The 11,588-nt window shown below is 56.1% G+C and carries 8 protein-coding genes; 4 read left to right on the plus strand and 4 right to left on the minus strand.

Translation table 11 applies throughout. The annotated features are described in order from the left end of the window. Positions 1–139: 139 nt before the first annotated feature. The 3 genes from glpK to B3Q33_RS09475 all read right to left on the minus strand — a co-directional run bounded on the left by glpK (position 140) and on the right by B3Q33_RS09475 (position 4,252). Entirely contained in the window at positions 140–1,630 is a 1,491-nt protein-coding gene (gene glpK / locus B3Q33_RS09465) for a glycerol kinase GlpK (protein ID WP_035248935.1), read from the minus strand. A gap of 247 nt (positions 1,631–1,877) precedes the next feature. Further along, entirely contained in the window at positions 1,878–3,494 is a 1,617-nt protein-coding gene (locus tag B3Q33_RS09470) for an ATP-binding protein (RefSeq protein ID WP_272980374.1), read from the minus strand. A 35-nt stretch (positions 3,495–3,529) separates the two neighbouring features. Beyond that, on the minus strand, positions 3,530–4,252 hold the full coding sequence (locus B3Q33_RS09475; protein ID WP_035249018.1) for a response regulator: 723 nt from the start codon (positions 4,250–4,252) through the stop codon (positions 3,530–3,532). A 645-nt stretch (positions 4,253–4,897) separates the two neighbouring features. On the opposite strand from B3Q33_RS09475, the gene B3Q33_RS09480 reads away from it, so the two are divergent. The 4 genes from B3Q33_RS09480 (at position 4,898) to B3Q33_RS09495 (ending at position 11,267) form a co-directional block, all read left to right on the plus strand. Beyond that, positions 4,898–7,780 carry a ribonucleoside-diphosphate reductase subunit alpha gene (locus B3Q33_RS09480; protein ID WP_273008987.1) on the plus strand — a complete coding sequence of 961 codons (2,883 nt, stop codon included), beginning with the start codon at positions 4,898–4,900 and terminating at the stop codon, positions 7,778–7,780. Between the two features lie 135 nt (positions 7,781–7,915). Continuing rightward, positions 7,916–9,205, plus strand: coding sequence for a ribonucleotide-diphosphate reductase subunit beta (locus B3Q33_RS09485; RefSeq protein WP_273008985.1), 1,290 nt, complete (start codon positions 7,916–7,918; stop codon positions 9,203–9,205). Between the two features lie 334 nt (positions 9,206–9,539). Then, complete coding sequence (locus B3Q33_RS09490) at positions 9,540–10,292, plus strand: hypothetical protein (protein ID WP_273008983.1); 753 nt, start codon at positions 9,540–9,542, stop codon at positions 10,290–10,292. 18 nt (positions 10,293–10,310) lie between these two features. Beyond that, complete coding sequence (locus B3Q33_RS09495) at positions 10,311–11,267, plus strand: hypothetical protein (protein WP_273008981.1); 957 nt, start codon at positions 10,311–10,313, stop codon at positions 11,265–11,267. Positions 11,268–11,284: 17 nt separating this feature from the next. On the opposite strand, the gene B3Q33_RS09500 is transcribed toward B3Q33_RS09495, so the two are convergent. Next, on the minus strand, positions 11,285–11,588 hold a 304-nt coding region (locus tag B3Q33_RS09500), incomplete at its 5' end, for a hypothetical protein (RefSeq protein WP_286827502.1).

Genomic DNA, 11,588 nt, shown 5'->3' on the forward strand with positions numbered 1-11,588 from the left:
GTATTATTGTTTGATGAACTCTAACCCTAAATGTCTACCGCGTCACAGTTTTCATCCCTGAAACCGGACCGTCCATCGCCATGCCAATGAAAAAAGTGGCACAAAAGTCCCTGATTTTTCCGGCACTTACCTCAGGACCTTATTCACCAGCCGGGCTCTGGCAGACCCGTGCCACCGCCTCACGCCATCCCTGGTAGCGACGTTGGCGCTCCCCTTCTTCCAGTAGCGGCGTAAACTCCCGCTCGCAGCGCCACTGCTCAGCCACGGCATCCAGAGAGTCGTACAGACCCACGCCCAGACCCGCCAGATAGGCCGCCCCCAGCGCCGTGGTCTCGGTGACCATGGGCCGGTCCACGCAAACACCCAGCACATCCGCCAGGGTCTGGCTGAGCCAGTTATTGACCACCATTCCACCATCCACCCGCAAGGTAGTGGGCCGGGTACCGCAGTCCGCTGCCATGGCATCCAGCAAGTCCCGGGACTGATAACACACCGCTTCCAGCCCCGCCGTTACCACCTCGGCAATACCGGTATCGCGGGTCAATCCCAACAAGGCGCCACGAGCGTGGGGGTCCCACCAGGGAGCACCGAGGCCGGTAAAGGCCGGCACCAGATAGACGCCACCGGCGGAACCGGCACGGCGTGCCAGCGCTTCGGTTTCGCTGGCATCACGGATCAGATTAAGGCCGTCGCGCAGCCATTGGATGGCTGCACCGGCCACGAAGATGGAGCCCTCCAGCGCATAGGTGGTTTTGCCGTTGAGCCGGTAACCCACGGTCGTGAGCAGGCGATTATGAGATTCCACTGCCTCACCGGTATTCATCACCATGAAGCAGCCGGTGCCATAGGTGCTTTTTACCATGCCCGGCTGAAAACAGGCCTGCCCTACCAGCGCCGCCTGCTGGTCCCCGGCAATGCCGGCCACTGGCACTGCTGCGCCCAACAGCTCGGGGCAGGTGGACCCGAATTCCCCGGCGCTGTCACGCACCTCCGGCAACACCGCTGCGGGAATATCAAAGAGCTCCAGCAGTGCCGTATCCCAGACCTGCTCATGGATATTGAACAACAGGGTACGTGAAGCATTGGTGGCGTCGGTGGCATGCACCTTGCCACGGGTCAGCTGCCAGAGCAGCCAGCAGTCGATGGTGCCGAACGCCAGTTCCCCCGACTCGGCGCGCGGACGGGCGCCGGGCACATTATCCAGCAGCCAGGCCAGTTTGGTGGCGGAAAAATACGGATCCAGCAACAGGCCGGTCTTGTTCCGCACCATGTCTTCATGGCCAGCATCCCGCAGACTCTGACATGCAGAGGCGGTGCGCCGGTCCTGCCAGACAATGGCCTTGGCAAGTGGATCCCCGGTCCTGCGGTCCCACAGCACGGTGGTTTCCCGCTGGTTGGTAATACCGATGGCAGCCAGCTGCCGGGCCTCTACCCGGGCGTTACGCAGAGCCTGCTGACACAGGGCCAGGGTATCGTTCCAGATCTCCATAGCATCGTGTTCCACCCAGCCATCATGGGGAAAATGCTGGCGGAACTCTTTCTGCGCCTGCCCACAGGCCCGGCCACTGCTGTCGAACACAATGGCGCGGGAACTAGTGGTGCCCTGGTCAATGGAAAGGATATATGACATGGCTCAGCTAACCCTGTTATCAGTATTGGTGGCTGGATAGACAGACGCCTCTTGGGTGCGTCGAGAACCGTATTTTACATGAAGCCCTGATGACAGATTGAACGATAACGGACAACCGGATAGACCTTATCGGCGATTGCAGTCACATCACAGTTTCACTCAGCCCACCATAGAATCGCGGGCACTGCGAACATCGTATGGCTACCCGGCTCTATCGCGTTGCAACTTTCAACTTTGAACTTGCAACTCAATTCACCCGCCCCAGCACATGCTGGCCTTGCTGGCTACGCGGCAGGATGATGGTAAACCGGGCACCGCCCATGGGGCTCTCGTCCACACGGATGTCACCACCATGCCAATCCACAATCCGTTTGACGATGGACAAGCCGAGGCCATAACCCCCGCTGGCGCGGTGGCGGCTCTTGTCCAGCCGGGCGAAGGGCTTAAACACTCGCTCCCGCTCATGCTCGGGAATGCCCGGGCCGTTATCATCAACATGAATAATGACCTGGTCTTCGTCGCCATCAACCACCATGACGATCTGTGAACCGGCGTAACGCAGGGCATTGGTGACCAGGTTCTGCAATACCCGGTGCAGGTAGCGTTCTTCCGCTTCCACTTCCAGGGAGGGCTGATCACAGTCCACGGTGATAACGGTGTCGCCGCGAATGGTTTCCAGCTCTTCGCGTAACTGTTCGCACAGCTCGCCAAGCAGCACCGGCTTGAATTCGATATTGGGGGTGCCCTGCTCCAGGCGGGCATAGGTAAGGATTTCGTCGATCAACTGATCCAGCTGCTCGATATCATGATCCAGGGCATTGAGCTTTTCCCGGCGTAATTCCGCTGACTCGATATCCGCCAGCATCTCCAGACCAAAACGCAGCCGCGCCACCGGGGTACGCAGTTCATGGCTCACCGCTCGGGTCATTTCCCGCTGGGATTCGATCAGGCGACGTATATGTGCTGTCATCCCATTAAAGGTGGCCGCCACCTGGCCGATGGCATCGTTACCTTCAATATTGGCATAGGCCCCCAGGTCACCGCTGCCTAGCTGACTCACCGCCTGGTCAAGCTGCTTGAGGCGGCGCTGCAGCGGGCTCACCTGCAGATAGGTTGCCAATGCCACCGCCAACAGGCTGAGAATACCGGCCACCAGCAGCAGCTCGATAGGAAACTGGTCGAACAGACTAAGAGGCCCAATCACCAGCAATTTGCCAGTGTCTGCCACCGGCGCATAAATGCGGATGCTGGAGTCGCTGCGGGTGCTGTCATCCAGGCCGATCACCACTTCGCGGCGGTTAAGGCGCTGTTCCTGCTCCGGATCCAGGGGTACATGGTCCCGGGACACCAGACTGAGGGGGTAACCGAAGTGCTGCTGGAGCCGCCCCAGGGCCAGCTCCCATTCGTCTTCGGGGAAGAGGGAAAGGTGGTTGAGCACCAGCACTGCAGTGGCCCGGGCCTGCTGCTCTGACACCTTGGTCATACGGGTGGTGATGTACTCCGGCTCACCAGGCAGCTGAAAAAGGATATCGGCATATCCTTTTTGCTCATTGAGGCGCATGACGACCAGGCCGTCTTCCAGGTGCAGGGTTTCCCGGTAGCCCAAATCCAGCTCTGCGGCAGACTGCAGCTGGATATCCGCATTGAACAGCTTGCTGAGCACCTGGCTCCAGCGGTCACGCTCACCGGGTTCATAGCGCTGGTACCCTTCCGCCATCAGGTAGAAGGTACCCCGCGCCATTTCTTCCCGGTAGATATCCGAGCGGTAGCTGTTAACCAGCTGTACGGCGGCATAGGTGATGGCGCCGATAAAACACAGCGCCAGCAGCAAGCCACCGTAGAGCCTCAGGAAAATACTATTCAAGCGTCACCCAGCATCACGCCACGGCACAGAAACGCTCAGGCCGCGCCGATTTCCTTGACGAACAGATAGCCCTTGGATCGTACCGTCTTGATACGCTTGGGGTTTTCCGGGTCATCCCCTACCTTCGGGCGGATACGGGAAATACGCACATCGATGGAGCGATCCTGACCGTCATACTGAATGCCACGCAGCTTCTCGAAGATGGTTTCCCGGGACAGCACCGTGCCCGCGTTGGAGGCCAGCAGCCAGAGCAGATCGTACTCGGCACTGGTCAGGTCCACCGATTCCCCGGCCAGGGTCACTTCCCGGGCGGAGTTATCGATCACCAGGGCGCCAAATTCCAGCCGCGCCGGTGAGCTGTCACGTTCGTTGTCGGTTTCCACCCGGCGCAGCAGGGCACGAATGCGCGCCAGCAGTACCCGGGGTTTTACCGGTTTGGCCACATAATCATCGGCCCCCATCTCCAGGCCGAGTACCTGATCCATATCATCGGTACGGGCGGTGAGCATGAGAATGGGATTTTTGTAGGCGCTGCGAACCTCGCGGCAGACGGTCAAGCCGTCGGCTCCGGGCAACATCAAATCCAGTACCACCAGATCCGGTTGCTCGGCACGAATGCGACGAATGGCTTCTTCGCCATCGCTGACCACCGTCACATTGAGACCATTGGTTTGCAGATATTCACAGGTAAGATCGGCAAGTCGTTCGTCGTCTTCCACGATCATGATTGCTGGCGGGTTATCCTGCACCGTTGTCATCCCGTCCTTATCCTTTTTCACTTCGTATCATTATTGTCGTCGTACACAGTGCACAAGGCGGCAAACTGTAACAAACGTATCCCTATCAGGTGTTTATACGCATAGACACTGTCCACGGCAACCTTGCTGATACCAAAGGTACACTGAAGCCGCTTCACGGCAGAGTTTTTACAGTTGACAAACACAATATCTAGTACTGGCATGCCCCGGAAAAGCGCGCCCCAAATGCACCCACATTGGTCCACAACTTATCCACAAAATTTCCCCAGGCGAAGTGCTTGCAAATCCGGGAGCGCAACTATAACTTGTACTGAAGTCAGGCGGCGACCCCAACATATTGGGTTTTTGTAAAATTGCCGCCACCCCGGGATAACACTATCCAGCGTACCGAAAAATATAGCCACATCAGCCATTTAGAGCTTTTCGGGCTACCAGGGGCAAGATCATCGTCATGGACAAGACACAAGATATAGTGGTCCACATCCAAATTCGACCACCAGGCACCATCCAACACAGATTTCACTGCGCCATGGCCTGACGGCTGTGGCGTTTTGCGTGGTGTGCCATACGCGGCATCAGACCACGCCGGCACCACCACACAAACCCGACAACAGACAGAACAGCACAAACAACGGAGAGCGCACCATGCAGACGGATATGAGCCAAAACCCCAACCACACGGGCTCCCCGGCAGGCGACGACAGCGGCCAGGACCAGTCCATTGCCAGCACCGCCCCGGGCCAGCTTCGCGTTATCAAACGCAATGGCAAAGTGGTCGGCTACGATGACGACAAGATCACCGTGGCCATCAGCAAGGCGTTTCTGGCGGTAGAGGGTGGCACCGCTGCCGCCTCTTCACGTATCCATGAAACCGTGGCGCGCCTCACCGAGCAGGTCAGCGCCACCTTCAAGCGTCGCATGCCCTCCGGCGGCACCATCCACATTGAGGAAATTCAGGACCAGGTAGAATTGGCCCTGATGCGTAACGGCGAGCAGAAAGTCGCCCGTGACTACGTGCTGTATCGTGAACGCCAGGCCGCCAAGCGCGCCGAACAAAGCCACGACCTGCCCGAGCCCACTCACCAGGTAGACATGTCCGTCACCATGGAAGACGGCAGCAAGGCACCGCTGGACATGGCACGCCTGGAGCACCTGATTCGCGCTGCCTGCTCCGGCCTGGAAGACGTGAACGCCGACAAGATCATCACCGAAACGGTGAAGAACCTGTACGACGGTGTGTCTATCCATGACGTGAACACCTCTATGGTGATCACCGCCCGCACCATGATCGAAGTGGAGCCCAACTACTCCCAGGTCACTGCGCGCCTGCTGATGGACAAGATCCGCGCCGAAGCCCTGCAGTTCCTGAACGTGGCCGAGCGTGCCAGCCATGACGAGATGAATGCGCTCTACGGCGAGGCCCTGAAAGCTTACATCGGCAAAGGCATCGAGCTGGAACTGCTGTCACCGAAACTGGCCGAGTTTGACCTGGACAAGCTGGGCGCCGCTCTGGATGGCAACCGCGACCTGCAGTTCTCATACCTGGGCCTGCAGACCCTGTACGACCGCTACTTCATCCACCACAACGACACCCGCATCGAGCTGCCCCAGTGCTTCTTCATGCGTGTGGCCATGGGCCTGGCAGTGGAAGAAGACAACCGCGAAGCCCGCGCCATCGAGTTCTACAACCTGCTGTCCAGCTTCGACTACATGAGCTCCACGCCGACCCTGTTCAACGCCGGCACCCTGCGCCCGCAGCTGTCCAGCTGCTACCTGACCACCGTGCCCGACGACCTGCACGGCATTTATGGCGCTATCCAGGACAACGCCATGCTGTCCAAGTTTGCCGGCGGCCTGGGTAACGACTGGACTCCGGTGCGCGCACTGGGCGCCTACATCAAGGGCACCAATGGCCGTTCACAAGGCGTGGTGCCGTTCCTGAAAGTGGTCAATGATACCGCCGTTGCCGTTAACCAGGGTGGCAAGCGCAAAGGCGCCGTCTGTGCCTACCTGGAAACCTGGCACATGGATATCGAAGAATTCCTGGAGCTGCGCAAGAACACCGGTGACGACCGCCGTCGCACCCACGACATGAACAGCGCTAACTGGATTCCCGATCTGTTCATGAAGCGCGTAATCAACGAAGAAGAGTGGACCCTGTTCAGCCCCAACGACGCCCCGGACCTGCACGATCTGTACGGCGAAGCGTTCGAGAAGGCGTACCTGGAATACGAAGCGAAAACTCGCAGCGGCGAAATGAAGCTGTTCAAGCGCGTCCCCGCCATCAACCTGTGGCGCAAGATGCTCTCCATGCTGTTTGAAACAGGCCACCCCTGGTTCACCTTCAAGGATCCGTGCAACCTGCGTAGCCCGCAGCAGCACGTGGGCGTGGTGCACTCTTCCAACCTGTGCACCGAGATCACCCTGAACACCAACCAGGAAGAAATCGCCGTGTGTAACCTGGGTTCCGTGAACCTGGCCCAGCACGTGGACGAAAACGGCCTGGATATCGAGAAGCTGCAAGGCACCATCAACACCGCCGTGCGCATGCTCGATAACGTGATCGACATCAACTACTACAGCGTGCCCCAGGCAGAACGTTCCAACATGAAGCACCGTCCGGTCGGGCTGGGCATCATGGGCTTCCAGGACGCGCTGTATAAGCAGGGCATCAGCTACGCCTCCGAAGGCGCGGTGAAATTCGCCGACAATTCCATGGAAGCGGTGAGCTACTACGCCATCCAGGCCTCCGCCAAACTGGCCGAAGAGCGTGGCGCCTACCAGACCTTTGAAGGGTCCCTGTGGAGCCAGGGTGTACTGCCTATCGACTCCATCGACATCCTGGTCAAGCAGCGTGGCGAAGACTACTGCAAGGTGGATCGCAGCCAGACCCTGGATTGGGACGGCGTGCGCGAGATGGCAAAGAAAGGCATGCGCAACTCCAACGTCATGGCCATCGCCCCCACCGCCACCATCGCCAACATCACCGGGGTTTCACAGTCCATTGAGCCCACATACCAGAACCTGTATGTGAAATCGAATCTGTCCGGCGAGTTCACCGTGGTCAATCCCTACCTGGTGAAGGCACTGAAAGATCGCGGCCTGTGGGACAACGTAATGGTCAACGACCTGAAATACTACGATGGTTCTGCACAGCCCATCGAGCGGATCCCGGCCGACCTGAAAGAGCAGTTCCGCACCGCCTTTGAAGTGGAACCGCGCTGGCTAGTGGAAGCGGCAAGCCGTCGCCAGAAATGGATCGACCAGGCTCAGTCCCTGAACCTGTACATTGCCGAAGCCAACGGCAAGAAGCTGGACGTGACTTACAAGATGGCCTGGTTGCTGGGTTTGAAAACCACCTATTACCTGCGCGCCATCGGGGCAACTCAAACAGAAAAATCCACCATCAATGACGGCAAGCTCAACCGGGTCTCCGCCGCCCCGCAGGCCCCTGCCGAATTCAACCAGGCTGCTGACGTACCGCAGGCCTGCTCCATTGATGACCCGGATTGCGAGGCTTGTCAGTAAGGTGCCAGCTGCCGGACGCTCGACGCTTGCCATTCTTCGAGCGCCAGGCGTCCAGCTGCCGGCCCCAGGCCACTTAAAACAATGCACCATCGATGACGCCACGGCGTCATCCCTGAAAGAATATGGAGAGAGCACATGCTGAACTGGGACGAATTTAATGCGCAAGAGACGCCTGTCGCCAAACCGCAGCCAAGCCCCGCAACGCCGCCGCAACCTGAGACGGTATCTGACCAAGCGGCACCTGAAGCTAAAGCACCGGGAGCGGGAAGTGCGCCGATTACAGGCGGAGCCGACGAACAGCGACAAGGACGAACCGAACGAGACACCACCGACGCCGTAGCTCGCGCACGCGCCACTGTGTCGCAAATGGATGCCAGCGAAGGCGTTGCCGAGCTGGAAGGCACCGCCGGCCGCGTGGAAGTCGACGACAAGCGCATGATCAACTGCCGCGCCGACTTGAACCAGCTGGTGCCGTTCAAGTACGACTGGGCCTGGCAGAAATACCTGGATGGCTGCGCCAACCACTGGATGCCCCAGGAAGTGAACATGAACGCCGACCTGGCGTTGTGGAAGAAAACCGACGGCCTCACCGACGACGAGCGTCGTATCGTCAAGCGCAACCTGGGTTTCTTCTCCACCGCGGATTCCCTGGTCGCCAACAACCTGGTGCTGGCCATCTACCGGCTGATCACCAACCCGGAATGCCGCCAGTACATCCTGCGTCAGTCCTTTGAAGAGGCGATCCACACCCACGCCTATCAATACTGCATCGAGTCACTGGGCATGGATGAAGGCGAAATCTTCAACATGTACCAGGAGATTCCCTCGGTAGCGAAGAAAGCGCAATGGGGCATCCAGTACACCCGCGACCTGTCCGACCCGGAGTTCACCACCGGCACCGTGGAAACCGACAAGGCGCTGCTGGAAAACCTGATCGCATTCTACTGCGTACTGGAAGGCATCTTCTTCTACTGCGGCTTCACCCAGATCCTGTCCATGGGCCGCCGCAACAAGATGACCGGTGTGGCAGAGCAGTTCCAGTACATCCTGCGTGACGAATCCATGCACGTGAACTTCGGTGTCGACGTAATCAACCAGATCAAACTGGAAAACCCGCACCTGTGGGATTCCCAGATGCGCGACAAGGCCACCCAGATGATCCTGGAAGGCACCGAGCTGGAAATTCAATATGCCCGCGACACCATGCCCCGCGGCGTGCTCGGCATGAACGCCGCCATGATGGAAGAGTACCTGCAGTTCATCGCCAACCGCCGTCTGGTCCAGCTGGGCCTGCCGGAGCAGTTCAAGGGCGTGAACAATCCCTTCCCGTGGATGAGCGAAATCATGGACCTGCGCAAGGAGAAAAACTTCTTCGAAACGCGGGTCACTGAGTACCAGGTGGGCGGCGCGCTCTCCTGGGAGTGATCGTGGTACACCTGTGAGTTGCCATTAGAGAGGGCACGTTTGCCATTAGAGGATCGCGTGCCCTCTTTATAAATCAAAAACTTAAAATATCATTGCCGTTACAGAAAGCATCATCCAAAAACAGAAAAGCGAAAACACCATAAAAGTCAATCGATTGCGTTTTTTCGAAACACAAGACAGTTACTGCAAAAGAACTGCAATTGTGATGGTTTGAAATTCATAGTCCCGCCATGAATAACATCAGCGCTTGGTAGGCTTTTTGACTACAGAATTCAAACAGAAAAGATCAGAGAGCAACTTCTGTCACTAATTTTTTAGAAAGGTTACGAAAGCCATGCCAGCTGAAAAATTTAAACTTCCCGCCTCCTCGTACGAAGAGTTGACGAAAATAATAAAGGCTTATTCACCATTCAGTGAGCCTGCGGAACTTGGGGAAGTAAGTAAATTTATTGGTATAGACTCCACGGTAATCAGCAGGAATGTTGGTTTTCTACTTGAGCTGGCAATTCTCAATCCTGGTCAGAAAAAGTGTCTGTCCTCCATAGGACGCGAGCTGGCACAGTCCCTTGAACACGAGATGCCCGATGAAATCCGGTCAAACTGGCGCGAAGTTGTTAAAGAAACAGATTTCCTTGCCAAACTAATCACTGCTATCAGAATACGAAATGGCATGGATGAAGCCACTCTGCAGTCACATATTGCATTCTCAGCAGGGCAGCCCAAAAAGCCACAGTTCATGACTGGAGCACGCACTGTAATAGACATTTTGCGCGCCGCAGAGCTCATCAAAGAAAAGGATGGAAAAGTCGTTGTCGCGGCAGACATGGCACCAATTAGATCTGAAGAAAAAGAGTCAAGTGACTTCTCCTCGCCTGAGAAGGTCAGCTCAACAGCTCAGGCTATAAGTAAGATGGTCACATCAGCAACAGTCCCCAGCAGGGATAGCTCAGAGATAAAAATCAACATCAATATATCTCTAAACTGCACGATGGCCGACCTTGATACTCTTGGGGAAAAATTAAACCGAGTTGTGGAAGAAGTAAATCGGGGCAGTCAATTGGATGTCGACGAGACACCAGACGAATAATCGGGGAGTACCTCATATATGCCCCGCGAATTTAAACAGTCAACAGCGGAACTAACTGTACTTGTTGCCGAGGCCGTTTACCTGCAAAGAGATTGTGAAAAGCAGTTCATCCAGGACTTTTGCGATCTATCGCCATCTCAAGCGGACTCTGCACTATTTTTAGCTAGTGATATAGGATTAATATCCGAAAACGCCGGAAAGTATTCAACCAACTCGCCTCTGACTCGACTACTAGGTCTACCCTCAGAGGTCAGCAAAGCTGCAATACTACGAACTGTCCTAGAGTGCTACGAGCCATTTGTTAACTTCCGAAATAGGCTCGTTTCCACTGGCAATGCAGACGATGCTGCCGAGCAGACAAAAGTACTGCTCGATTTAGACGCCCACCGAGAGGAAATAAAAGACACCCTAATAAGCCTCGGCACCTATACAAATGCACTTTCTGCCAAGGGTGGTGGCATATACGAAGCCACGAACAGCGGAAACCTGAATCAACTAAAAGATATTGCACAAGCCGCGAATGAACTAGCCGAGGCTGAAGCGAGTATAAGAATTGAAATTGGAAGTTATGCTGATTCACTTGATCGTACGGATGTAATAATACCGCTAGCGAGAGCGCTACTTAAGGCGAAGGAGAGCAAACCCAAAGAGGCCGTTACCGAGTCAGCGTCAGCTCTTGAGTCATATCTCGCAGAACTGGCCGGGAGGTTGAGTGTTAACCTGACAGGAGCAACAGGACTTACATCTCGAATAGACAAATTTCGCCAAAACAATGATCTGCCTAAAAAAATATGTGAATCTGGCAAGTATCTTGGCCAAATAAGAAATGCGGCAGACCATGGCGTAGATATTGACCAAGATGTGGGCAGTGTATGGAAAATTCTTCCAAGCACTGGGCGGCACTATGTATTCGTAGCCTGTGCTTTTATAAGGGCCTGCGGCGAACGAGAAAGAGGCCAAGATTTTTGGATATAGCTTGGAGATTCAACAGGTTAGTAGCGATTGCGGTTTTCAGTTGGCAAAGAAAACGATTCTATCGTGGCAAAAACCACATAACCATTTGATTTTATTGGTTTATGGTTGTTTTCTCTAATGGCAAACCACACACCAAGGGCGCTTCGGCGCCCTTTTTTTGGGATGAATAACGCAGCCCCATAAAGCAGCAGGCTCAGCTGTCTACCGGCACAAAAGATGGCAAACCTGCTGCGGAGTAAAAAAAGCAAAGTGACGGACCAAACGTTTCTATTTGATGCAAAAATCAAGAGAAAGGAAGGGTAATCACCCCGAAATTTAGCC

This window comes from Alcanivorax sp. UBA3183 (assembly GCF_002364155.1).
Lineage (GTDB): Bacteria > Pseudomonadota > Gammaproteobacteria > Pseudomonadales > Alcanivoracaceae > Alcanivorax > Alcanivorax jadensis.